Source organism: Streptacidiphilus sp. MAP12-16, assembly GCF_041262165.1.
Lineage (GTDB): Bacteria > Actinomycetota > Actinomycetes > Streptomycetales > Streptomycetaceae > Streptacidiphilus.
The window spans coordinates 39,326-62,809 of the sequence record NZ_JBGCBY010000025.1; the positions used below are offsets into that span (position 1 = coordinate 39,326).

Here is a 23,484-nt window from a genome sequence, read left to right on the forward strand (position 1 = left end):
GATTGGCGGCGTAGGGAACCCCGGTAGCAGGGCGGGCACAGTCCCGGTGATCATGGAGTTGCGACCCTCTGTGATCACCGGGGGCTTGTGCCCGTGTTGCCTCATGGCTGACCGCCCGCTCTAGGGCCGATCCATGCCGTGCCGCCGGCGCTGACGCGTCTTGTAAGTTATGCAGCCTTCCCTGACCGCGATCTCTGGGCAGACTCGGAGGGAGCAGGAAGGCAAGGATGTCTAGGCGAACCCAACTGGTGAAGCGGCGGAAGGCCCTCGGCCTCAGCCAGGAGGACTTCGCCAACGCGGCGGAGACCGACCGTGCCACGGTGGGTCGCTGGGAGCGGGGGGAGAACTCTCCGCAGCCTGTCCATCGCCCAAAACTGATGCGCATCCTTCAAGTTGACGCCGATGAGCTAGATCGGCTGCTATCACCCGAACAGACAGCGGTGCCCCCTCTCCTCGCTGTGGCCGTAGCTCCGGGTGATCCTGACGACATGATCCGTCGTGACTTCCTACGCCTCCTAGCCTTGACCGGCTCCATGGCGATGTTTCCGGCCGGTCCGCAGACGTTTGAAGAGCGCTTCGAGGACTTCGAAGCCATGAACGGGCACCTGTGGCAGGTCTACCAACTCGCCCGCTCGAAGAGTGCAGTCCTCCCACTGGTCCGGGATCAGCTCAGCGTGCTCTCTGGTGCCTTCGGTGCTGGCCGGGGGCCAAGCGACTTTGTGTGTTCTCCGCAGACCTGTTCCAACTCGCTGGTGAGGTCTTCTTCGACGGGGATCGGTACACCGACGCGGCACAGTGCTACATGCTGGCGATGTCCGCCAGTCGGGAGGCCGGCGCCTACGACTTGTGGGCTTGTGCTCTGACCAGGCATGCCTACCTGGGTCTGTATGAGCGCCGACACGGTGAGGCGTCGGAGATGCTGACCGTAGCTGAGCGCGTTGCCCTCCAAGGGGACAGCAGTCTGTCCACCCGCCATTGGGTTGCTGCTGTCCAGGCGCAGGCATTCGCCGGTCTCGGGGCGCTGGAGGACTGTGAACGTGCCTTGGAACGTGCGGAACAGGTGATGGAGCTTCCCGCAGGTTCCTCCAATGACGGTTGGCTCCGCTTCGACGGCTCCCGCCTGGCGGAGGAGCGCGGCGCGCGGTACGTCGAGCTGGGACGGCTGGACCTGGCGGAGCAGGCGCTCACTGCCGCCCTCAAGCAGTCCCCGTTGGCCAAGGGGCTGTCATATCGCAGGCGCGGAGCGGTGCTCGCTGACCTGGCAATCGTCGGGGCGAAGCGCCGGGACATCGACGAGACCTTGACGCACGCACACGAAGCTGTAGACCTCGCAAAGCGTTCAGGGTCGGGGTACATCGCCCGTAGACTCCAGTCGCTGCGAGCCGAGTTGGCCCCCGTGGCCAGTGACGCTCGAATCGCTGAACTGGATTCTGAAATCGTCGCCTTGAACGTGAGCTGAGGAGTGGCTGGCATGACGGAGATGGATGGACGCAAGTTTCGGGAAGCTTGGATTGCTGGAGTGCTGAAGCATTTCCCCGGAGAGCCGAAGTCTGGCTACATCTCTCCGTGGGCGGAGATGCCGCTGTGGGAGCAGGAGGCCGCGGCGACTGTCTATGAGCAGGTTCGAGGGTTCCTAAACGTCAGCTCGGGCAGCGCGGCCAAGCTGAGCCGCGAGCAGAAGGGACGATTCGTTTCCTTGTGCTGGATTGCTCAAATCTACAAGCAATTCGAGGAACCGAAGCCGAGTTACGTTGCCGATTGGGTCGACCAGCCAGACTGGCAGCGGGAGACCAACTCCGACATTTTCGAGGCTATCGAACATCAATAGCCTGGCTGCTTCAGCCCTGAAGCGCCGCCAACCGCAGGAGCGTGCGGCCGTCCTGCCAGCCTGCCCCGGTTCCGGACGCACCTTGAGATGGACCGGGGGCTCATGCTGGCCCGTGCCGGGGACAAGGTTAGCGGGGCGGCCTACGCGCAGTCCACGCTAGGACGCACTACGGCCCGGTCACCGCTTCAGTTTCAGCCACCCCCATGCTCAGCCACAGGAGACACTGTGGAGACGCCCGAACTACACGTTGGGGACAGCGTCCTCGTTAGAGAAGGCCCCTTCGCGAACCTTACTGGCGTGGTGCGTTTCATCGACGCTGAGAGAAAGCGGGTGGGCGTCGTCGTGCTGATCTTCGGAGATGAGACGCTGATCGACATCCCTCTACCCACGGTCGAGTAGACCGCCTGAGCTACGTCGGATCAGCGGGTCCGGGCGGTCGCAGCTCTGGGGCACCGTTGGTTCCCCTCGCACAGCCCAGAGACGACCCAACGGTTGCCAGGCGGGCGGCTTGCCGTCATGGTGATCGGCATGCCCGGGCAGCGAAAGAGGAAGCGACAGCAGCAAGCGCGCCATCAGCAGGCCGTAGCTCTGCCGGAGGGTCATTGGCAGGGGATTTTCGAGACTCAGGACTATGAGGAATGGCGAGGCTGGCTCCGGGAGCACCTGGCCGAGTACGCCGTAACCGACCGGGCTCACCTGCGGATGGACACCCTGTGCGGGCGTCTCGTGCAGCCGACGACCTATCGGATGTCGCTGTTCGTCCCCCGGCACGCCTCGGGCGGCGTGGCATGAGCAGACGACGCTACGTCGCTAGGGGCGTCCCAGGCGGCTACCGGATCTGGGACAAGAAGGGGCGTCGGTGGTGGGGGGACCACTACGAGCTCTGCCCCGATGACCTCGTAACTGCACTGAACGCCAAGGCAAGCCCGGAGACCATCACGGCGCTCCTCAAGAAGTGCAGAGCCATGAAACGGTAGAACGACACACGCGTCCTCGCCTACCAACTGCCCGCCACCTGACGGCGAACGGCACGCTGGCAGGCCAAGATCCTCTATGCCCGACTCTACAACGAGAACAAAACCCCCGGCGCCTGGCCTGGGGATTTTACGGAGCGGGTGACGAGAATCGAACTCGCGCTCTGAGCTTGGGAAACCATTGCCCTGGTGGCCATGGAAAACCAGCCCTGAGCTGCTCGTTCAGCCCGCCTCGGGCGGTCGCTCCGCTGGTCGAACGGGCCTCGGTTTCACCGTGGTTTACCGCTCGGCTCTGCCCGTTGGGGCACACCCGGGGCACGCCCTCACTTGCGCAGCAGATCCCGGCCGGCCTCAGTCGCCGACAGGGTGACTGCGCCCATCCATGTGTCCCCCTCTTCTGGATCGTCCCACGTTCGAGGGTCCGCGAGAACAGCCGGGATCTCGGCATACGGGATCGGGGCGCCGTAAGGTTGACCCCTCCTCTCCGTCCGGCCCTATGCAGCGCTCAATTCGATGGATCTCAACCCAGCCGTGGTCAACCATGTTGAGCACGATGCCGGGGAGGTCCACGGGATTGCCGTCCTCGTCTCTGTCGCCGCAGGCGTAGGCCAGGACGCTCCAAGCTTCGACGGCGCAGATCACGAGGTCCCGTTCAGTCTGCGTGAGTTGATCCCATGGCGATTCGGTCACAGGCGCATGGTGCCACGCGTCGGCGGAGCGGTCTTGGCCGGTGTCCTAGGTCGGCCCAGAAGTCGAAGAAGCGACACCCCGGTTCCCCTCACGGGCGCAATAGCGGCTTTAGGAGCAAGGTCGGTGATCCGCACGGTGTGGCCTGCGTATTCATCGCCGCGCCTGAGACCCATCTCTCCACCGGGAGGCAGCCCTCGACTGAGAGTCACGCGCCTCGGTCCCATTGGCGTGTCGCTGCCCCAGTGCGCCCGCTGGTCGAAATCGATGCTATGGCGAGCCTGCGAGGTTCGTCCGGAACGGGCACGCATGGCACGATCTAGATTCGGTGCCGCTGAGCTCAGCCCGATACTGCTGTCCCCGACAGAAGATCAAAGAGAACATGTCCGAAGACATCCAACGCAATGTCGGAGTACAACGAACGAATGGTCTTCATCCAGTGGCCCTTAGGGGCCTTCTTGGTAGATCCCATGTTGCCTCCCTCGTGCTGCTTCTCAGTGGATGCAGTGGTTCCATCGGAGAGGTAACAGAAGATCGCGCTAGACAGCAGTAGACCAGACCCGGCGAGAACCGGGCTCAGCCAAGCGACGAAGGCATTGTTCCACACCTACGCGGTCAGTGAGGCGGACTTCACTGTGCCCCAACTGGTTTGGGATCGAGCGCGACCGCATTGGGCATGACCAGCGCCGTCACGCAGACCGCTTTCGCGTCAAGGCACCGCTGACGTTGAGCCGCCACGTGAGCATCTGCTCGCTGACGCCGTATTGGAACATCGCGGAGTCTCTGGTCACCTTCCGCCGCGCGATCGACCACGCAGCCTCGTTGGTGATCAAGAGACTGCCAGCCAACCAATTGGCCTCTTCCTCGACTTCGCCGTCCCAGTGGCGGCAGCCGCGCACGTCGAGTGCCGGTCCAGGAGGGTGCTGGAGCAGCGCATGAGCAGCCTCGTGGTCGACCGAACTATTCTGCCGGGCCGGCTCGTGAGAGTCGTTCACCCAGATCACCCGACGTGACCCCAGGTGAACGGTCAGGGCGCTAACGGCTTCCTTCTCGGAACCAAGCAGTACGGCGACGCGAGGTTCCTCGGCTATCGCCGAGCTGAAGGTCTTGATGGGAATCAACAAGTGCTCCGCAAGGCGCGCAGGAGAGAGCGGATCCGCGGGAGCTATGCCCAGCTCCTTGCGTACTTGGACAGCAAGTCGATTGGCCTCGGCCTTGAAGCCGTGACGCAGCGCCATGCGGTTCCCCTACTCCGGACGATCCTTCGCCAACTGCTTATACGCAACCGCGATCAGCGCTTCGAGCGCCTCAGCGGCTTCAGGGGTTAGGTTCCGGTCACCGCGAAGGTGAGTCGCCACCTTGGTAAGCGTGTCCGGCGCTCCCGGCTCCTCGGTGCGACGCACAAAATCGTCCGCGCTGAGATGTGCCCATGCGACGAGGGCTGCTAGCCCATCGACGTCTGGCCTGCGCCCCTGTGCAAGCCGAGTGAGCGTGGATGCGCTGACCCCAGCTTGATCTGCAACGTGCTTCCACAGGAGACCTCGATCTTGACGGGTGCGTTCCAGGGCCGCGTGAAACGCGACTGCATCAAAGCGACCTGCTGCGTTCCGCTCGCTCATGATCTCCTCCCTTCGCCTACCAGTCTTGCACAACAGGAATCACTTGCATAAGTCAAACTAGCCCTCGTACCCTGATTGCGAGATCGGTACTGATGTCGATCTAGCAAGTGGCGATGGTCAACCTGATCATCTCAGAGCGGAAGGCAGGAAACCGATGGCGACCAACACGGGCAAGGGGTTCCGGCGCGGCAGCGTCAAGGGGCGTAGCCAGACCAAGAACCCTCTCACTCGGATCTGGACCAAGCGCGCCTCGAACGGCCAGTTCATGGACGGGAAGGCCGACGGCTCGCCCTTCAAGGGTGTCCGGCGCGAGCGCTAGTAAGCCGGTGGGCCAGGTCCCCCTGGCCCACCTCCGTCGCACACAGGAGATCATGATGATCTACATCACCGCAGTACACCTCGTCGGCGGTACGAAGCACGAGCACATCGCCCGCGTCCGATGGCAGAACTCCAACGGCGGGAATGCCACGGAAATCACCACAGCCGACATGGTGGCCTGGCTGAAGGGGGGCGGCGACCATGTAGCTCATGTGCGCAATGGCGCGTCTTCGGTGCCGGTCGGCGTCGTCAACGCCTTACCTCCCTACCTCCGCACTTACTCGGATGGCGTCTGGACGGACAACCTGCTCGCATTGCCACGCTTCTAGATCGCCCTTGGCAACACGGTTGGACCAGCGTCGTGCTGCCACCGGTGTTGATCCATCCGCCCTTGCCGACCAGTTCGGGGGCGCGTACTCGTGCACGTGAAGCCATGCCTACATCCAACCGCATCGGGTTGCGCCGGCATTCCGGGGGAGGTTCACCCGGCCCCCGGGTGGCTCGGTCCGGCCGGCTCAGTGCAGGTGCCGTTGCCAGTCGGCCGGTACTTTGCCGGCCGGTCCGGGGGAGGGCTGGGTGAGCGGGCGCGACTGCGGGGACGGGAGGTGCGGGCCGTCGTAGAACTGCTCTGTGTCGGTGTTCCAGAACCAGTCCTCCCCGGGCTCAAAACTCGTCAGGAAGGGGTGTCCCGCCTTGCGGGCGTGACCGGACGCGTGCTGCGAGGGGGAGGAGTCGCAGCAGCCGATGTGCCCGCAGGCCGCGCAGCGGCGGAGGTGGAGCCACCAGCCCGGTCCCTGGCCGGCCAGGCAGTCGACGCAGCCTTCGCTGCTCGGTGCGACGGTGGTGTCGATACCGGGGATCTGGCTGTTCGTCATGGCGCGCTTCCTTCACAGGACGGGAACGGCGACGCTCCTATCTATCACGTATACGACCGAAAGGAGGGAGAATCCCCGGATGACCGACGGGGCCTTGGCGCGAGGAGGGGCACCCCGGGCAGCCCGGAATGCCCCTCGACCGGCAGGATTCATCAGGGAGCTGACGGGAATTCGACGACCTGCTGGTAGGTCGGGCGGTTCTGCCACGTCGTCTGGGGGTCGGTGATGCCGCCGAGCGGATCCTGGATGATGCTGTCCGCACACCACTGGTCGCCGGCCGAGCACGACGCGTCGCTCGGGTAGACCGTCGCGGCCGACTGCGCCGCGGCGGACGACAGCGAGCCGAGCAGTGCGGTGCGGCATGCCGACAGGCTCCCGCTGCCGCAGTACGCCACCGGGAGCGGGTCCTGCCCGGGCTGCCCCAGGGCCGTCCGCAGGTCCTTGCTGACGTAGCCCCACCAGCCGTACTGGAACGCCGAACCCTTGTGCGGCTGCGCCTGGTTGGACGACGCGGCGGTACCGGTGGTGCTGATCTGCTGCCCGCCCGAGGGCGAGTCGTTGACCGGCATGGCGTTGACGAGCGAGGTGAACAGGTTGTTGCCCATCCCGGGTCCGAACTCGGCCTGCACCAGCAGCGGCCACCAGGCGTCGAACAGCTGGATCGCAGCGGAGTCCTGGAACGAGGTGGCTCCGGGCGAGGTGGGCGTGATGGTGACGCCGTCCTTCAGCCAGCCGGTGAGCTCGGCGACCAGGGCCTGCTGGGTGGGATCGGTGACCGGGGCACTGTTGATCACCTGGAGCAGCAGCGGCAGGACCTCCTTACCGCGCAGATCGGTGACCGCCGCCCGCTCCATCACCTGGACCAGTGCGGCCCGGGTGAACTTCGCACCGGTGCCGAGGTAGGCCTTGATCCCCTGGTCGAGCAGGTCGACGCGCTGGACCGGGCCGTAGCTGAAGTTGCCGTCGGCGGCGCTGTAGTCGCGGGCCTGCTTGTTGTTCCAGCTGACGAAGTAGTCCTGGTCGGTCGCGTTCGGGTGCGCCGAGGGTGGTGTGTCCGCGGAGGTGCCGGTGGTCGGGTCCCAGCCCACCCACTCGTCTGCCGGGGTGCCCCAGATCGGGAGGTTCGGGTCGGTTCCGGCCGCGCGCACCGGGTTCAGGCCGGAGTCGAAGTACGCGGTCTGGGTGGAGTTCACGTAGAACCAGTTGAAGTCGTAGCCGACCTGGGCCGCCGCGCTCTGGAATCCGGCCGGGGTCGACATCACGCTCGGGTCGTTGAACATCTGGAAGCCGATGGCGGAGATCGCCTCGTGCAGGTATGTCGAGCGCTGGAGGGTGTAGGCCACCGGGACTCCTCCGACTGTGGCCGTGTAGTCGACCAGGCCGTAGTGGGTCCGGTACATCACCAGGTCGTAGGAGCCGGCGGCGGTACCGTCGGCGACCGTCGGACTCCACGCGTCGGACCGCTTCAGCTGTTGCATCGGCGTGCAGACGCCGTTGTCCAGGTACGACGTCGAACTGGTCGTCGCCGGACTGCCGTCGGCGTTGCACAGCTTCACCGCGAAGGTGTCCGCGGTGTCCTGCTCCCCGGAGGTCGCGCTCCAGGAGTAGCCGGGCCCACGGCCCAGCTCGACGTAGAAGTTCAGTCCGGCGAAGGAGACGCCGCGCGCGCTCAGACCTGGGCCCTCGATCTCCTCCAGCATGAGCAGTTGCGGCGCGAAGTAGCCGGTCTGAGGACCGAAGACGGCGATCGGGTGGCCGGAGGCGCTGTTCGCCCCGGAGACCACCAGCGCGTTGGACATGCCGGGGTGCTGCTGCCCGGGGGCGGGCAGGTCGACGCCCGGCAGCGCACCGCTGTCGAACATCCCGTTCACGGCGCCGATCCTGGAGCGAAGCGGCGCGGGCACCTTGGCCGCGAGACGGGCCAGCGCGGCGGCCGTGGCCTTGGGCGCTGCCAGTGACGACTTCGCGGCCGCGGCTCCCGACCCGGTCGCGTTCTGCACGATGTGGACCGCGCTGACCGACCCCGAGTCGGGCATCGCCGCGCCGGCCTGGCTTCCCGAGGGCTCGCCGTACGGGAAGGACTGACCGGCGTGCAGGGTCAGCGTCGTCTCGGGATCGTTCTGCTCGCGCAGCGCGGACCAGACCGCGTCACCCTTGACGACGCCGTACTGCGCCTCGGCCGCCTCCTTGACCAGGGCGGACTGCAGCTCCTGCCCGCCGCCGTTGCCGAACAGGCCACCGATGACTCCGGCGATCGCGATCATGTCCGTCTCGGTGAACGGCTGGATCGGCTTGCCGGTCAGGTCGTACTCGCCGGGGAAGTCGTTCGCTGCCTGGACCTGGGCGATGTAGGCGTTGACGCCGCCCAGGTAGCTGTCGATGTCGCTCTTCACCTGGGCGCCGCGCGCGCCGTCCAGCGCCAGCGCGGTGACCTGCGACTGGAGATCCGCGTCCGTGTAGGGGGCGGTCTGCCAGAGGTTCTGCTCCAGGGCCCGGTTGGCCGGGGCGCCGCCGGCGAAGGAGCTCATCTCGGCGCGGCCGAGGTGACGCATCAGGTCCATCACCCAGAGCCGGTCCTCGCCGCCGGCGTACCCGGCCCCGAACTCGGTCTCCGGGCGGGTGTCTCCGTGGATGTGCGGGATGCCGCTGCTGTCGCGGGTGATGGTGACGCCGGGTTCGGGCTGCTCGGTGCTCTGCACCTGGTTCGCCGGGACCCCGAGCGCGGAACTGTTGTAGAAGGTGTTGATCTGACTGTTGGTCAGCCCGGTGTACGAGGTGACCAGGTTCGCGTACGGCGCCAACTGGTCGTTGTTGTTGGACGGCCGCGCACCGAACAGCTTGAACAGGATGATCTGCGCCAGCGTCTCGCTGCCGTTCTCTCCCGGCGGCAGGATGTCGGAACACTGGCCGCCGCAGTAGTCGGCGACCGCCGCCGGCGCCTGGCCGGGAGCGGCGCCGGACGCCGGGCTCATGGCGGCCGGAGCGATCAGCGCGGCCGCGGCTGCGAGGGCGAGGACCCCGGAAGCCCGGTGACCACGGCGGAAGGTGCTACGGGATCGGCGCATCGCTGACCCTCCCAGACGGGTGGACTCGTTCCGGGCGACAGGAACATGACGAACTGTCACGTTACCGCCGGGCAACTCAGAAGTCTCCATGTCCACCTCAAGAAATTCACCGTCGTACGCAGCCCTGCACGGGTGATAGGAACTTGCCCTGCGGGGAATGCGTCCTTGTCGGTGTGGCACCGTCGGTGAAGCACCGTCGGTGAAGCGCGACGGACGACTCTCGGAGGCGAAGCGGAATGAAGTTCCTGATGCGGGATCGGATGTTCTCGATCGGTGACGACCACTGGATCACCACCGAGCACGGCGAGAAGGCGTTCCTGGTGGACGGGAAGGTGCTGCGGATCTCGGACACCTTCGAGCTGAAGGACCCGTCCGGGGTGAAGGTCGCGGTGATCAAGAAGAAGCTCGTCAGCGTCCGTGACGCGATGAAGATCGAGCGCGACGGCGAGACCCTCGCCACGGTGAAGAAGAAGCTGTTCACCCCCTTCCGCGACAAGTACGAGGCCCATCTCGCTGACGGGCGCGAGCTGGAGGTGCACGGCAACATCCTCGACCACGAGTTCGACATCGAGGACGGCGGTCACCGGGTCGCACGGATCAGCCGGAAGTGGTTCAGCATCAGGGACGCCTATGGCATCGACATCGAGGACGGCCAGGACGTCTCGCTGCTGCTGTGCGTCGCGGTGTGCGTGGACCATCTGCAGCGACTGGAGCACGAACACGAGGGCTGACCGCAGGTCCACCCGCCTTCTGGGAGACGCCTCCTGAGACCCGCCCTCGCGGAGCCTTGAGTGGAATAGACTCAACTTAGGTCATGCTGTAGGCAGCAGCACAGCACAGTCGAGCACCAGGGTCGAGTACGGCGAGTATCAGGAGGACACGGAAGCGTGGACGCGAGCAAGCTCACCACCAAGGCACAGGAAGCCCTGTCGGCCGCGATCCGGCAGGCGTCGAGCGCGGGCAACCCGGATGTGACGCCGGTGCACATGCTGCTCGCACTGCTGGAGCAGCCCGAAGGCATCGCCCGACCGCTGCTGGAGGCCGTCGGCGCCGACCCGGGCAGGCTCGGTGCCGCCGCCCAGCGCCTGTACGCAGCACTGCCCAGCGCGCAGGGGTCGACGGTGTCCGCCCCGCAGCTGGCCCGGCAGACCGTGGCAACCCTCAACGAGGCCGCCGCTCGGGCCGCCGAACTCGACGACGCCTTCGTCTCCACCGAGCACCTGCTGGTCGGCCTGGCCGCCGAGGGCGGCTCCGTCGCCGAGGCGCTCAAGGCCGAGGGTGCGACGCCCAAGTCGCTGCTGGCCGCCTTCAAGGAGGTGCGGGGCAGCTCCAGGGTGACCTCCGCCGACCCCGAGGGGACCTACAAGGCGCTGGAGAAGTACGGCGCCGACCTCACCCAGGCCGCCCGCGACGGCAAGCTCGACCCGGTCATCGGCCGGGACCAGGAGATCCGCCGGGTCGTCCAGGTGCTGTCCCGGCGCACCAAGAACAACCCGGTGCTGATCGGCGAGCCCGGTGTCGGCAAGACCGCCGTGGTCGAGGGCCTGGCGCAGCGGATCGTCGCCGGTGACGTCCCCGAGTCGCTGCGGGGCAAGCGCCTGGTCTCCCTGGACCTGAGCGCGATGGTCGCCGGCGCCAAGTACCGCGGTGAGTTCGAGGAGCGGCTGAAGGCCGTGCTCGCCGACATCAAGCAGAGCGAGGGCCAGGTCATCACCTTCATCGACGAGCTGCACACGCTCGTCGGCGCGGGTGCGGGCGGCGACTCGGCGATGGACGCGGGCAACATGCTCAAGCCGATGCTGGCGCGCGGCGAGCTGCGTATGGTCGGCGCGACCACGCTGGACGAGTACCGCGAGCGGATCGAGAAGGACGCCGCGCTGGAGCGGCGGTTCCAGCAGGTCATGGTCGGCGAGCCGTCCGTGGAGGACTCCATCGCCATCCTGCGCGGCCTCAAGAGCCGCTACGAGGCACACCACAAGGTGCAGATCTCGGACGCCGCGCTGGTCGCCGCGGCCACCCTGTCCAACCGCTACATCACCTCCCGCTTCTTGCCCGACAAGGCCATCGACCTGGTCGACGAGGCGGCGTCCCGGCTGCGCATGGAGATCGACTCCTCCCCGGTGGAGATCGACGAGCTGCAGCGGGCGGTCGACCGGCTGCGGATGGAGGAGATGGCGCTCGCCAAGGAGTCCGACGCCGCCTCGGTCGAGCGTCTGCAACGGCTGCGCCGCGACCTGGCCGACCGCCAGGAGCAGCTGGCCGGTCTCACCGCCCGGTGGCAGCAGGAGAAGTCGACCCTGAACAAGGTCGGCGAGCTCAAGGAGCGCCTGGACGACCTGCGGGGCCAGGCCGAGCGTGCCCAGCGCGACGGCGACTTCACCACCGCCTCCCGGCTGATGTACGCGGAGATCCCCGCCGCCGAGCAGGAGCTCGCCCAGGCGCAGGACGCCGCCCGTACCGAGGCCACCACCGCGACCATGGTCAAGGAGGAGGTCGGTCCGGACGACGTCGCCGACGTCGTCGCATCCTGGACCGGCATCCCGGCCGGCCGGCTGCTGGAGGGAGAGACGGCGAAGCTGCTGCGGATGGAACAGGAGCTCGGCCGCCGGCTGATCGGTCAGGCCACGGCGGTGCAGACGGTGTCGGACGCGGTCCGGCGCTCGCGCTCGGGCATCTCCGACCCGGACCGGCCCACCGGCTCCTTCCTGTTCCTGGGACCGACCGGCGTCGGCAAGACCGAACTGGCGAAGGCGCTCGCGGACTTTCTCTTCGACGACGAGCGGGCCATGGTCCGGATCGACATGAGCGAGTACGGGGAGAAGCACTCGGTGGCGCGGCTCGTCGGCGCGCCTCCCGGCTATGTGGGCTACGAGGAGGGCGGCCAGCTCACCGAGGCGGTGCGGCGCCGTCCGTACGGTGTGGTGCTGCTGGACGAGGTGGAGAAGGCGCACCCGGAGGTCTTTGACATCTTGCTGCAGGTCCTGGACGACGGTCGGCTGACGGATGGTCAGGGGCGGACGGTGGACTTCCGCAACACCATCCTGATCCTCACCTCCAACCTGGGCTCGCAGTGGCTGGCCGACCCGGAGCTGGACGACGACGTCAAGAAGGCCCGCGTGCTGGAGACGGTGCGCACGTCTTTCAAGCCGGAGTTCCTGAACCGGCTCGACGACATCGTGGTCTTCGACCCGCTGGGCACGGAGGAGCTCGCCCGGATCGTGGACCTGCAGGTCGCCTCGCTCGGGAAGCGACTCGCCGACCGCCGGCTGACCCTGGAGGTCACCCCGGCCGCCCGCGACTGGCTCGCGCTGACCGGTTACGACCCGGCGTACGGCGCCCGCCCGCTGCGGCGCCTGGTCCAGTCCGCGATCGGTGACCAGCTGGCCCGGGCGATCCTGGCCGGGGACGTCCACGACGGCGACGCCATCGAGGTCGACACGGACCAGGAAGCGGACCGGCTCACCGTCCGTCCGGTGGAGCGCGTCGCGCACTCGCTGGAGAAGCAGGGCTGAGGCTTCGCCGGGGCGCGGGCATGAGGCAGGATGGAGACGGTAAGTCCACTCGAAGGGAACTCGGCCAGATATGAGCATCGACCCGTCCTCCATCCCGTCATTCGGGGTGCCGCAGCAGCAGCCGCAGCCGTCGGGCGAGGCCGGGCCGCCGCCGGTGGTCGTCCCGGACCAGGAACTGGTGAAGCAGCTGCTGGACCAGATGGAGCTGAAGCACGCCGTGGACGAGGAGGGCGACCTGCTCGCCCCCTGGGAGGGCTTCCGCGTCTACTACATGTTCCGTGGCGACCAGAAGGAGCTCTTCGCGGTCCGCGCCTTCTACGACCGGCCGCACCCGATCGAGAACAAGGCCGAGCTGCTCGAGGCCCTGGACGAGTGGAACCGCGAGACCCTGTGGCCGAAGGTGTACACGCACACGCATGACGACGGTGTGGTCCGGATCATCGGCGAGTCGCAGATGATCGTCGGTATGGGTGTCAACATCAACTACTTCGTCGCGATGACGGCGAACTGGACCCAGGCTGCGGTCACCTTCGACCAGTGGCTGGCCGAGCGCCTCGGCCTGGCCAAGGACGTCGACACCGAAGAAGGCGAAGGCGAGGACGGCTCCGCCGAGAGCTGATCCGCGGCAGGAACCCCGCAGGGGGCCGGTACGCGTCACGTGTACCGGCCCCCTGCGTCGTCCAGCGCCGCCGAGCGCCGGTGCGCTGCTCGCCGTCAGCGGCTGCTGCTGTCCGCGATCTCCACGAACGCCTGACCGCTCCCGGGCGTGGACCCGACCGACACGCACAGTTGGGTACGGTCGATGACCCACCCTGCGGGGCGGCAGTCCTGCCCGTCTGCGTCGAGGTGCCAGCCGTGCTGCTGCTCCAGGTACTGCCCCAGTCGCTGCTCGATCTGGTTCTGGGTAAGCCCCGCGTCGCCGGTCACCGTGATCCCGCTGGAACAGGTGTCCGACCCGCAGCCCCCGCTGCTTCGGTCGACGACGGTGAGTCCGGCGGGCAGCGGGAGCAACTGGTCGGTCGACGGGATGACCGCATCGCCACCGACCATGCACATGAACACCGATACCGCGCAGGCGGCCAGGGCGTACCCGACCAGCCCGGCGATGCCGGCGCCCCGGCGGTCCTCCAGCGGGTCCACCACGGTCCGAGGTCCGGCCAGCCGCCGCTCCAGCAGCCAGCCCGCCGGCACCACCAGTACCGGCAGCAGCAGGGCCAGCACGATGAGATCGTTCTGCCCGCGCTCGACCTCGACCAGATGGTTGGACAGGCCGAGTTTGGCCGCGCCGAGGAGCACAAGCAGCGCGCCGATCGCCCAGCCGACCCGGTGCGTCCGCACGGTCATACACCAGACGATCAACGGCGCCACGGTGACCAGCACTCCGGCGATCACCCAGATCATCGTTTCCCCCTCCACAGTGGATCAACAGCAGCGACAGTGTGCAGACAGGATGGCTCAGGCGTGTGCTCAGGCGTGTGCTCAGCCGTGCGCTCAGGCGTGTACTCGGCGCAGCCACTCCAGCGCGCGCCGGGCCTCGGCGGCCAGCGGGTGCTGCGGGCCGTGCAGCCGTTCCGCGTCGAACAGCAGCCGTTGCAGGACCTCGCGGGCTCCGGTCCGATCGCCGGCTCTCAGCAGCAACTGGCCTGTCCGGTGCCGGACTTCCAGGGGAAGTGCCGGGTCCGCGGCGGCCTGCTGCTCGACGTACGGCAGCAGGGCTCGGTACTCGGCTAGCGCCGGGACCGTCTCGCCGAGCTGCTCCAGGCACTGCGCGGCCTCGAAGCGGAAGCGCAGGACCTGGAGGTCCGTCGGGCCCGCTTCGGCGGCGCGGTCCTCGGCCAGCCGGCGCAGTTCCGGCAGGGCGGCCCGGAACTGGCCGTCCTCCATCAGCGTCGCCGCGTACTGCTTGCGCAGCATGCCTACGACCGGGGAGTGCGGGCCGTGCTCGGCTGTGGCGGCGGGCAGGACGTCGCCGAGTACGCCCACCGCCTGGGTGAGCCGTCCCGCGTCGAGGAGTCGTTTCACCTCGTCGACGGCTGCGGCAACGCTCGTGCTCCGGGCGGCGGCCGGGCGGGGGGCGGCCGGGCGGGGGGCGGGCTGTGCCTGCGCGGTCGGCGGGGGGCTGGTCGGCTCCTGTCCGGTCGGCGGCTGCCCGGTCGGCGGCGGCCCGTTGGACGCCTGCCGGTCGGGCCATGGCGCGTACGGGCGCAGGAACGGCCGGGTGGGGTCCATGGGACCGGTGGCGCCGCCGGGGAGTGCCGCGGCGGGTACCGGCAGCAGCGGGGCCAGCGCCCGGTAGACCTCCTGCGCGTCGGTCGGCCGGTGCCACGGGTCCTTGGCGAGCAGCCGCAGCACCAGCGCCTCCAGCGGCTCCGGCACCTCGGGACGGACCTGGCGCAGCGGCACCGGCGGTTCGTAGAGGTGGCGGTGCAGCACGCCGAGGGCCGAGGCGCCAGCGAACGGGACGGTGCCGCTGAGCAGTTCGTGCAGGACCACGCCGAGCGCGTAGAGGTCGGTACGCGGGCCGACCGCGCCGCCCATCGCCTGCTCCGGCGCCATGTATGCGGGGGTGCCGATGGGCGCGCCGCTCCGGGTGAGCCGGGTGGTGTCACTGTCCAGCACGGCGGCGACGCCGAGGTCGAGCACGACCAGCGTGCCGTCCGGGCGGACCATCAGGTTGCGCGGCTTGAGGTCGCGGTGCACCACCGGCACCGCGTGCACCGCCGCCAGCACCGAGCACAGCTGCGCTGCCACCGCGACCGCCCACGGCCAGGGGTACGGGTCGTGCTCGGCCAGATGGTCGGCCAGGTCGGCGCCGTCGACGTACTGCATCACCAGGTAGAGGTCGTCGCCGTCGCCGCCCGCGTCGTGCACCGTGACCAGTCCCGGATGGTCGACCTGGGCGGTGACCCGGGACTCGCGGGCGAAGCGGCGGCGCAGCTCGTCGGAGTCCTCCGGCCGCGCCGTCCGGTCGGGACGGAGCAGCTTGACGGCCACCCGCCGGTGCAGGTGGCGGTCGAAGGCCGTCCACACCTGGCCCATGCCGCCCTGCCCGACGAGCGTCGCCAGCTCGTACCGTTCGGCGATGATCCGCCCGTTCAACGCCCCTCCTGCCGGCGGAGGTAGGCGCTCAGCTCGTCGAGCTCCGCCCTGACCTGCACGATGCGGCCGGCGGGTGCGGCCGGCGGCGGGTAGGCGCCGTACGGCGGGTACGGGAGGTGCTGCTGTACCCGGCGTTCGTCCTGCCGCCGTAGATCGGAGACCAGGAAGTAGACGCAGGCGAAGACGGCGTCCGAGACGAGCACGAACCCGCCGGTGTTCTGCCAGGCGCTGTCCTCCGCTGCGCTCCCGACCAGCACGAAGCTCCCGGTGGACAGCACCGCCACCACGCCGAACCAGATCCAGTCCCGGAACCGGCCGCGCCCGATCGCCAGCCGCAGCATCGGCACCCAGGCGAGGATGCCGATCGTCGCCAGCGGAACGACGGTGAAGAAGGCGCGCAGGAGCAGGGTCGCCACCCGCCTGCCCAGGGCGGGAGGCGGCGGCGGTATCGGGCCGGTGCCGAACATGGCGCAGCTCCTGGTCGTCGGGCGGTGGCGGCGGCGGTCGCATGGCCGTCGCGGCGGCCGTCCCGATGGCGCGGGCAGCCGGTGCTGGGGTGAGCGTAGCGACCCCGCCGCCCCGCTGGGACGGCCACCGTGTCATTCCGGATCGACGCTGCCGTCCGTCAATCCGTCGTACAGGCCCTGCACGAGTTGTTCGCCCAGCCTGCCGGTGAGCCGCAGCGCTTCCTCGAACGCGGCCAGGGTGCGGAAACGCTCGCCGTAGCGCCGCTGGTCGGCGAGCGGCAGTCGGGGCACCTGGAGCCGGCGCACGTCCAGCCGGGTGGAGCTGGTGGTGTAGCTGCTGGCCTGCCGGTTGTTGGCGGTGCCGCGCAGGAACCCGGCCAGGAACCACGGGTCGAGCGCCGCCGGGTCGGGCCGCAGCAGGTAGACGTTGCGGCCCAGCGCGGCTCCCGCCGTCGCCTCGTCGACGAGCCGGGCCACCGCGCCCCGGCCGAGGACCGGTACCACCACGTCGCCGATCCGGGTCAACACGGGCTCCTCGTCGGCCCCTTCGGGCAGTACGCCGGAGGGCCCGCTACCGGCCACGACGTCGTGCTCGGTCAGCACCGCCGTGCTGCTGCCCCCGTCGCTGGTACCGCCATCGCCGCCAGTACCGCCGCGGTCGCCGGTGCCGCCACTGCCGGCGATCGCTCCGGCGCCGCCGGCCCGCATCACCAGCGCCCCCGCCCGGGCCAGCTCGCCGACGCTGGTCAGCGGCCAGTGCGCGGGCTCCCCCCGACTGCCGGCGGCGGGTGCCAGCTCGGCGGTACGGCGCAGGGTGGACGTGAGCCGGTCGCGGACCTCGGTCAGTCCGGTCGCCCCGCCGCCCACCACCGGCGGCGCGAGGTGCCGCGCAGGGGCGAGGTCCACGTCGTCGTCCAGCAGGTCGATCACCTGCAACGTGCGGCTGAGACCGGGCCGCTGAGGCACGGCCCCGTCCTGGTCGAAGGCGCGCCACGCCTCGAGCACCGCCGTGCGGACGGCCTGCCACGGCAGCTTCTCGCCGCCGCCCAGGTCGCCCGCGTCCACCAGGAGGAGCTGCTGCGGCGGGGGCGAGCCTGCGCCGGGGCGGCGCAGCACCCACAGGTGCAGCGGGATGCCGAACGGCGGCGCCGCTCCGGCGGGCAGGGCGATCACTGCGCGCAGTGCCCCACGGCGCAGCAGGTCGGCCCGGATCCGGCGTCCGGAGCGGCGGGAGGCCGCGGCGGGCGGCATCAGCAGGACGACGCTGCCGCCTTCCCGCGCGTGTGCCAGCGCGTGCTGGACCCAGGCGAGTTCGGATTCGGTGCGCGGCGGGAACCCGTATTCCCAGCGGGCGTCGTAGGCGAGCTCGTCGTGGCCCCAGGCGCGTTCGTTGAACGGCGGGTGGCACAGCACCGCGTCCGCGCCGAGCCCGGGGAACGCGTCCGCGCGCAGGCTGTCGCCGACCCGGACCCGGACCGGCCCGTCCGTGTGCAGGGCGAGGCGCAGGGCGGTCAGCGCGGCGAGGTCCGGATCCAGCTCCTGGCCGGACACCGCCGCCGAGGGCCCGGCGGCGCGCAGCAGCCCACCGAAGCCGCACGCCGGGTCGAGCACCCTGCCTGCCGGGCCCGCGAGTTCGGCCATGAGTTCCGCTGGTTCGGCCGGCGTCAGCGTGTACTGGCGTGCACCTGACTCCATATGACGGCTCATCAGGAACTCGAACGCCTGGCGCGGGCCGAGGCCGCCGCCGAGTTCGGCGCCGCCGCGCAGCAGTGGCAGGCATGCTGACGCCTCGTCCGCCGTTGGAACCGGCACCGGGTGGTCGTCGCCCAGCCGTTCCCGCAGCACGTCGGCGAGCGCGTCGGGCAGACCGGACGCAAGGTTCTGATCGGTCGCGGAGGCCAGGCCCGCCCACACCGTCGGCCGGTCGCGGACCAGCAGCAGCACGGCTCCGATCCGGCGCAGCGCCGCGGCAGCTCCGGCCGGGTCCTGTTCGACCTGCTGCCAGACCCGTTCCCGCAGCGGGACACGGGTCAGTTTTCCCTGGTCGCGCAGCCATTGTTCGGTCTCGCCGAGGTCAAAGGTGGGGCTGGTGTCCGTGCCGCCGACAGGCTTGGGGAAGTCCGCGTGCCGGCGGCGCCAGTTGCTGACGGCGGCGCGCCCGACTCCCGCGAGCCGCGCAATCCCGCCCGCCGTGACCTCTGTCCTGTGCTCAGGTGTCCTGCGCTCCGGTGTCCTGCGCTCCGGCACTGTGCGGGCCCCTTCTGTGGCGGCTGGACGGCGAGAGGCTGATCATACACGCCGCTTCACGGATAGAATTTGTGTTGACGCGGTTCACAAGCAATGGTCTCATTGTCCTGCCGATCACAAGCACCAGCCCGGAAGGGGCACCTCCCCCGCATGTCTCAGCACCTTCACCGGACCCTCCTGGCGGCGGTCTGCGCCACCGCAGTCCTCGGCCTCGCCGCCTGCTCCTCCGCCACGCAGACATCCGCCGTGCCGGCCGCGTCCGGTGCGGCCTCGGACGCCCCGTCAGCGACCACCGCGACCACGCCTGCGGCCCAGGCCGACCCCAACGCCGGAGTGTCCACGGGGACGAAGCTCGCCTCCCTGCTGCTCCCCTCCGGGGCGGTCCCGAAGTCACTCAAGGCGGACCCGAGCGGGTCGCAGAACAGCGGCGACGTGTTCATCGAGCCCTCCACGGCCGCGGTCTCCACCGCGAAGGCGTGCGACGCCCTCGGAGCCACGAACTGGATCACCGCTGCGGGGATCGGCAGCGGCTCCTTCGCCGGGAACGACTTCACCGACAGCTACAGCAACATGTTCGCGCAGCAGATCGACGCCTTCCGGGGCAGCGACGCGCACACGGTCATAGCCCACCTGAAGCACGTCTTCGCGGAGTGCGCCACCTTCAAGCTCGTCCAGAGCGGTACGGCCTACACGGCGAAGCTCACGACGAAGAGCATTCCCGGACTGGGGGACGAGGCGGTGCAGGCGGTCATCACGTCGAAGTCCTTCAGCGGAGGGACCACGCTGGTCGCGGCCCGGGTCGGGAACCGGGTGGTGACGACCCTCTACAACGACCAGAACACCACCGGCTCCGAGGGTGTGACGCTGACCAGGCACCTGGTCAAGAACGTCGCGGCGGCGGGCTGAGCGGAACCGCTCGGATCGGGCGCCCCAGACCGGACACCGGCCGTCGGGGGACGGCACGGCGTCCCGCCCGGCGCTCCCCCTTGCGGCCTGGGGAGCGCCGGGCGCACCACGCCGGAGCCCCGCCCCGGGGCCGCTCCGGGCCGCCCCAGCGACGCGACCCGGGGCGCGAATCCTCTAGTCTGCGGTTCGGGACACCGCAGTCGAAGGAGACGTGGGCGCATGAGTGCGAGGCCGCTGCTGAACCGCCGTCTGGACGGGATGGGGACCACTATCTTCGCGGAGATGTCGGCGCTGGCCATCGCGACCGGGTCGATCAACCTCGGGCAGGGCTTCCCCGACACCGACGGACCAGCCGAGATCGCCGAGGCGGCGGTCCGCGCCATCCGCGCGGGGCACGGCAACCAGTACCCGCCGGGGCCCGGAATCCCCGAGCTGCGCGCCGCCGTCGCCGAACACCAGCAGCGCTTCTACGGCCTCGCCTACGACCCCGACCGCGAGGTCCTCGTCACCGCGGGCGCGACCGAGGCCATCGCCGCCTCCCTGCTCGCGCTGCTCGAACCCGGCGACGAGGTCATCGCGTTCGAGCCGTTCTACGACTCCTACGCCGCCTGCATCGCCATGGCGGGAGCCACCCGCGTCCCGCTCACGCTCCGCGCGCCCGACTTCCGGCCCGACCTGGACGCCCTGCGCGCCGCGATCACCCCGCGCACCCGGCTGCTGCTGCTCAACTCGCCCCACAACCCCACCGGCATGGTCCTCTCACCCGAGGAACTGGGCATCATCGCCGAACTCGCCTGCGAGCGCGACCTCCTGGTGGTCACCGACGAGGTCTACGAGCACCTGGTCTTCGACGGTGCCCACCACCCCATCGCCGCCCTGCCCGGCATGCGCGAGCGCACCGTCTCCATCTCCTCCGCAGGCAAGACCTTCTCCTTCACCGGCTGGAAGGTCGGCTGGGTGACCGCCTCCGCCGAGCTCGTCGCGGCCGTCCGCACCGCCAAGCAGTACCTGACCTACGTCAGCTCAGGCCCGTTCCAGTACGCCATCGCCGAGGCCCTGCGCCTGCCCGACAGCTACTTCACCACCCTGCGCACCGACCTGCTCCGCAAACGCGACCTGCTCGCCGACGGCCTGCGCGCCGCCGGGTTCGAGGTCTTCACCCCGCAGGGCACCTACTTCATCACCACCGACATCGCCCCCTTCGGCGAGAAGGACGGCTACGCCTTCTGCCGCGCCCTCCCCGAACGCTGCGGCGTCGTCGCCGTCCCCAACTCCGTCTTCTACGACGACCCCGACGCCGGCCGCACCCAGGTCCGCTTCACCTTCTGCAAGAGGGACGACGTACTCCAAGGTGCCAGCACACGGCTCCGACGCCTGGCGAACTGACCACCGGGGCAACTGTTCCCAGTAACTTCACAGCTCGGCCTGTTCCCAGGGCAGTGGATCCGGGATGCACCGCCACCACCAACCGCGAAGCGCGAGGTCCAGACGGGTCAACGAAAGGGCCTCACCCAGTGTTGCTCCCCCGTCCTCGAGAGTGCTGTCCCGGAACACGCCGTCGACCTTGCCCAGAGCCTCTCTGAGCATTTCCGCAGCCCCGTCATCAAGGCCGCTGATCGCGCTTTCGAGTTCGTCGCGGGTCTCCAGATCCTCGCGGTAGTAGTCGACGGGGTACCAACCGTCCGGGGGCCAGTTCGACTTCATACGCGCGGCCAGGGCTTCCCAGGCACCCAGGCGTGTCCGGACGTACCGCTCAATCTCCGGTACCGACTCTCTGCCGTCAGCAGGAACGGATTCACGCCGCGCCGACAGTCGCACGGCGAGCTCCGCAGCCACCGGAGTGGGCATACGGTGCTCCCGAATCACCTCGGGCTGCGACGCCACACGCAGCTGGGGGAGTCCGGATACCTCCCGGCTCACCGCGTCGATCGTGTAGACGAGGTCTTCCTCATCCGACTCATAGACACGCGCCCGAGCGCGCACGCCGTCGGGCGAGGCGATCCAATAGGCGCTCGGCGGGAAGGGCTGGGCGGGACAGAGCACGCTCTGACCGAGTCCTGCAGCCAGAACGGCAGCAAGGTCAATCTCCGACACCCGTCCTGACTCCCTGTCGGCGCCGGTGACCTCCAACGCCCAGGTGAGGTCACCGTGCACTTGCTCATATGTGCAACTCAGAACAGCATCCCAATTCCGGTCCTCATCGGCATTTGCGTCGGAGACCTCCACCTCTGCGGACGGTACGTCGAAGTACTGGGCCAACGTCGCTGCGAGACGATCCGGTTCCAACACATCGGTGAGAAAGAGGTTGTACATCATTTGAAGATCCGATTGAAGAGGGCCAGCGCGTTGGCGATGGACTGTGGGTCGTTGGCGAAGTGGGGCGCACGGGTGAAGGCCGGCACCCGAGCCGGGTCTCCCCCGGCTTTGATGAGCTCCTTCAAGGCCGAGTACGCGTTACGGCTGAGGTCTACTGGCTCGACGGCGACCTGCTCGCACTCAGCCCGCAGCCAGACGGACTCCACGTCGCTCTGCCCGGCCGCCCGACGGATCCCAAGGACATCCGCCGGGGATGCTCTGGGAGCAACTTTCATGGACGAAATCTCCCCTCCGCTCCTTGCCAGGGCAACTTTTCTCTTGGAAGTAGGCATGAGGGGCAAGTTTTGAACCATTAGTGCTGCTGCTGAGTACGCGGAGCTCAAGGAGTGGACCGAAGAAAAGGGGTGGATGAACACGGAGTGAGTGGCTTGGGTGACCGCCGCACCCGACCTGCTCGCCGCCGTCCGCACCGCCAAGCAGTACCTGGCATACGTCAGCTCGGGCCCGTTCCAGTAGGTCGTGGCCGAGGCCCTGCGCCTGCCCGACGCCTACTACACCGACCTCCGCCGACCTGCTGCGCAAGCGCGACTTGCCCGCGGCTGGTCAGCCCGCGTCGGCTGTCCGTAGACCTCCGATCGGGCGCATCGCGGCTCGCACCTTCGCCATGCCCCGGGCCGTGGTCGTCTCGCCACCGCCTACCCGCACGGGGGGCGTACCAAGCCCCGCGCAGGATCGGCAGATACCGGCCCGGGGCACTGGATCGCCACACGCGCCGCACTCGAACCACCTCGTAGTGGGTGCGACGGAAGGTTCGGGCACCGGGGGAAGCTTGCGGACCAGTCGGTCCCGCAACAGCCCGGCGGCCGAGTGCATTCGCGCCGGCAGGCCCGGCAGCAGGGCCTGGGACAGGTCCGCCTGCGAGCAGCCACGCTCCAACCAGGCGGCGACCAGGGGCGCGAGTTCGAGTGCCTCGACCGTCCCCAGCCGCAGGCGGGGTTCAGGACGGATCGCCCGGAACAGTACGGCGACGGCCTCGTTCACCGCCGTGCTGGTGGGACCGGGAGTAGCCCGGTCGCTGCGCGGCTGCCCGACGGTCTGCGATGCGGGGAGGGAGGGTTCTTGTCGGTAGTCCTTTACGGGGTGGCAGTCAGGGTCCCCGGATGCCACTGCACCGGAACCCGGACGGGTGAGATCTGGCGCGAGCTGCTGGGGCGTGTCCCACACGTGGGCCTCGCTGATGAACGTCCCATCCGGCTGGCGAACCTTGTCCACCCGGTAGTACCCGGCCTGGGTGAGTTCCCTCAACGCGCGGCTGACCGCCAGCCGTCCCTGCGGGCTGCGATCGGCCATCTGGCGGCCGTCCTCGCGCCAGCCGTCGGGACGCGTAAGGAGGTCCCCGAGCAGGCCACGGGCGGTGTAGGAGAGACGTCGGTCCTGCAGCAGGGCGTTGGGCAGCACGGTGAAGTGGCGTGCGTGGGCAGTACGATGAATCCGCATCGGGAGGTGTTGCTCCTTGTGTCGGACCCCGGGGTGTTGGCGCACCGCCGGGGTCACCTTTTCTGTTGTCGTTT

Annotated in this window: 23 protein-coding genes and 1 pseudogene; 13 read left to right on the forward strand and 11 right to left on the reverse strand. The window is 69.0% G+C overall.

The window, feature by feature from the left end; all coding sequences use genetic code 11:
- Nucleotides 1–227: 227 nt before the first annotated feature.
- The 6 genes and pseudogenes from ABIA33_RS28040 to ABIA33_RS28065 all read left to right on the forward strand — a co-directional run.
- A pseudogene (locus tag ABIA33_RS28040) lies at nt 228–359 on the forward strand (helix-turn-helix transcriptional regulator); the annotation flags it as partial.
- A 362-nt stretch (nt 360–721) separates the two neighbouring features.
- On the forward strand, nt 722–1,459 hold the full coding sequence (locus tag ABIA33_RS28045) for a transcriptional regulator (protein WP_370085505.1): 738 nt from the start codon (nt 722–724) through the stop codon (nt 1,457–1,459).
- Between the two features lie 12 nt (nt 1,460–1,471).
- Entirely contained in the window at nt 1,472–1,828 is a 357-nt protein-coding gene (locus tag ABIA33_RS28050; RefSeq protein WP_370085430.1) for a hypothetical protein, read from the forward strand.
- Between the two features lie 225 nt (nt 1,829–2,053).
- A complete protein-coding gene (locus ABIA33_RS28055) occupies nt 2,054–2,227 on the forward strand; it encodes a KOW motif-containing protein (RefSeq protein ID WP_370085431.1) in 174 nt (57 codons plus the stop codon).
- Nucleotides 2,228–2,344: 117 nt separating this feature from the next.
- Nucleotides 2,345–2,620, forward strand: coding sequence for a hypothetical protein (locus ABIA33_RS28060; RefSeq protein ID WP_370085432.1), 276 nt, complete (start codon nt 2,345–2,347; stop codon nt 2,618–2,620).
- Entirely contained in the window at nt 2,617–2,805 is a 189-nt protein-coding gene (locus tag ABIA33_RS28065) for a hypothetical protein (RefSeq protein WP_370085433.1), read from the forward strand. Before ABIA33_RS28060 ends, ABIA33_RS28065 begins: the two co-directional genes overlap by 4 nt.
- 1,373 nt (nt 2,806–4,178) lie before the next feature.
- Here ABIA33_RS28065 and ABIA33_RS28070 read toward each other — a convergent pair.
- Nucleotides 4,179–4,727 carry an ImmA/IrrE family metallo-endopeptidase gene (locus tag ABIA33_RS28070; RefSeq protein WP_370085434.1) on the reverse strand — a complete coding sequence of 183 codons (549 nt, stop codon included), beginning with the start codon at nt 4,725–4,727 and terminating at the stop codon, nt 4,179–4,181.
- 9 nt (nt 4,728–4,736) lie between these two features.
- Nucleotides 4,737–5,108: a helix-turn-helix domain-containing protein gene (locus ABIA33_RS28075; RefSeq protein WP_370085435.1), complete on the reverse strand. Its 372-nt coding sequence runs from the start codon at nt 5,106–5,108 to the stop codon at nt 4,737–4,739.
- A 154-nt stretch (nt 5,109–5,262) separates the two neighbouring features.
- On the opposite strand from ABIA33_RS28075, the gene ABIA33_RS28080 reads away from it, so the two are divergent.
- Both ABIA33_RS28080 and ABIA33_RS28085 read left to right on the forward strand, forming a co-directional pair.
- A complete protein-coding gene (locus tag ABIA33_RS28080; RefSeq protein WP_370085436.1) occupies nt 5,263–5,427 on the forward strand; it encodes a hypothetical protein in 165 nt (54 codons plus the stop codon).
- 52 nt (nt 5,428–5,479) lie between these two features.
- On the forward strand, nt 5,480–5,755 hold the full coding sequence (locus ABIA33_RS28085; protein ID WP_370085437.1) for a DUF3892 domain-containing protein: 276 nt from the start codon (nt 5,480–5,482) through the stop codon (nt 5,753–5,755).
- A gap of 186 nt (nt 5,756–5,941) precedes the next feature.
- Here ABIA33_RS28085 and ABIA33_RS28090 read toward each other — a convergent pair whose 3' ends face one another.
- Both ABIA33_RS28090 and ABIA33_RS28095 read right to left on the reverse strand, forming a co-directional pair.
- Nucleotides 5,942–6,301 carry a UBP-type zinc finger domain-containing protein gene (locus ABIA33_RS28090; RefSeq protein ID WP_370085438.1) on the reverse strand — a complete coding sequence of 120 codons (360 nt, stop codon included), beginning with the start codon at nt 6,299–6,301 and terminating at the stop codon, nt 5,942–5,944.
- Between the two features lie 152 nt (nt 6,302–6,453).
- Nucleotides 6,454–9,366 (reverse strand): penicillin acylase family protein, encoded by a 2,913-nt coding sequence (locus ABIA33_RS28095; RefSeq protein ID WP_370085439.1) that lies wholly within the window; start codon nt 9,364–9,366, stop codon nt 6,454–6,456.
- A gap of 236 nt (nt 9,367–9,602) precedes the next feature.
- On the opposite strand from ABIA33_RS28095, the gene ABIA33_RS28100 reads away from it, so the two are divergent.
- The 3 genes from ABIA33_RS28100 (at nt 9,603) to ABIA33_RS28110 (ending at nt 13,497) form a co-directional block, all read left to right on the forward strand.
- Nucleotides 9,603–10,097 carry an LURP-one-related/scramblase family protein gene (locus ABIA33_RS28100; RefSeq protein ID WP_370085440.1) on the forward strand — a complete coding sequence of 165 codons (495 nt, stop codon included), beginning with the start codon at nt 9,603–9,605 and terminating at the stop codon, nt 10,095–10,097.
- Nucleotides 10,098–10,253: 156 nt separating this feature from the next.
- On the forward strand, nt 10,254–12,878 hold the full coding sequence (clpB, locus tag ABIA33_RS28105) for an ATP-dependent chaperone ClpB (protein WP_370085441.1): 2,625 nt from the start codon (nt 10,254–10,256) through the stop codon (nt 12,876–12,878).
- A gap of 70 nt (nt 12,879–12,948) precedes the next feature.
- Nucleotides 12,949–13,497 (forward strand): YbjN domain-containing protein, encoded by a 549-nt coding sequence (locus ABIA33_RS28110; RefSeq protein ID WP_370085442.1) that lies wholly within the window; start codon nt 12,949–12,951, stop codon nt 13,495–13,497.
- A 95-nt stretch (nt 13,498–13,592) separates the two neighbouring features.
- Here ABIA33_RS28110 and ABIA33_RS28115 read toward each other — a convergent pair whose 3' ends face one another.
- The 4 genes from ABIA33_RS28115 to ABIA33_RS28130 form a co-directional block, all read right to left on the reverse strand.
- Nucleotides 13,593–14,279 (reverse strand): hypothetical protein, encoded by a 687-nt coding sequence (locus tag ABIA33_RS28115; RefSeq protein ID WP_370085443.1) that lies wholly within the window; start codon nt 14,277–14,279, stop codon nt 13,593–13,595.
- A gap of 90 nt (nt 14,280–14,369) precedes the next feature.
- Nucleotides 14,370–15,977, reverse strand: coding sequence for a protein kinase (locus tag ABIA33_RS28120; RefSeq protein WP_370085444.1), 1,608 nt, complete (start codon nt 15,975–15,977; stop codon nt 14,370–14,372).
- Nucleotides 15,974–16,444, reverse strand: a complete 471-nt coding sequence (locus tag ABIA33_RS28125) for a hypothetical protein (protein WP_370085445.1) — start codon at nt 16,442–16,444, stop codon at nt 15,974–15,976. The genes ABIA33_RS28120 and ABIA33_RS28125 overlap by 4 nt, the downstream gene beginning before the upstream one ends.
- A gap of 132 nt (nt 16,445–16,576) precedes the next feature.
- Nucleotides 16,577–18,691: an N-6 DNA methylase gene (locus ABIA33_RS28130; RefSeq protein WP_370085446.1), complete on the reverse strand. Its 2,115-nt coding sequence runs from the start codon at nt 18,689–18,691 to the stop codon at nt 16,577–16,579.
- A 150-nt stretch (nt 18,692–18,841) separates the two neighbouring features.
- Between ABIA33_RS28130 and ABIA33_RS28135 the strand changes: the two genes are divergently transcribed.
- Nucleotides 18,842–19,597 (forward strand): hypothetical protein, encoded by a 756-nt coding sequence (locus tag ABIA33_RS28135; protein ID WP_370085447.1) that lies wholly within the window; start codon nt 18,842–18,844, stop codon nt 19,595–19,597.
- Nucleotides 19,598–19,816: 219 nt separating this feature from the next.
- Nucleotides 19,817–20,983, forward strand: a complete 1,167-nt coding sequence (locus ABIA33_RS28140; protein ID WP_370085448.1) for a pyridoxal phosphate-dependent aminotransferase — start codon at nt 19,817–19,819, stop codon at nt 20,981–20,983.
- Between the two features lie 27 nt (nt 20,984–21,010).
- Here the strand turns inward: ABIA33_RS28140 and ABIA33_RS28145 are convergent, their stop codons facing one another.
- The 3 genes from ABIA33_RS28145 to ABIA33_RS28155 form a co-directional block, all read right to left on the reverse strand.
- Nucleotides 21,011–21,913: a hypothetical protein gene (locus tag ABIA33_RS28145; protein ID WP_370085449.1), complete on the reverse strand. Its 903-nt coding sequence runs from the start codon at nt 21,911–21,913 to the stop codon at nt 21,011–21,013.
- Nucleotides 21,910–22,188: a hypothetical protein gene (locus ABIA33_RS28150; protein ID WP_370085450.1), complete on the reverse strand. Its 279-nt coding sequence runs from the start codon at nt 22,186–22,188 to the stop codon at nt 21,910–21,912. The genes ABIA33_RS28145 and ABIA33_RS28150 overlap by 4 nt, the downstream gene beginning before the upstream one ends.
- 328 nt (nt 22,189–22,516) lie before the next feature.
- Nucleotides 22,517–23,410: a hypothetical protein gene (locus ABIA33_RS28155; RefSeq protein WP_370085451.1), complete on the reverse strand. Its 894-nt coding sequence runs from the start codon at nt 23,408–23,410 to the stop codon at nt 22,517–22,519.
- Nucleotides 23,411–23,484: the final 74 nt, after the last annotated feature.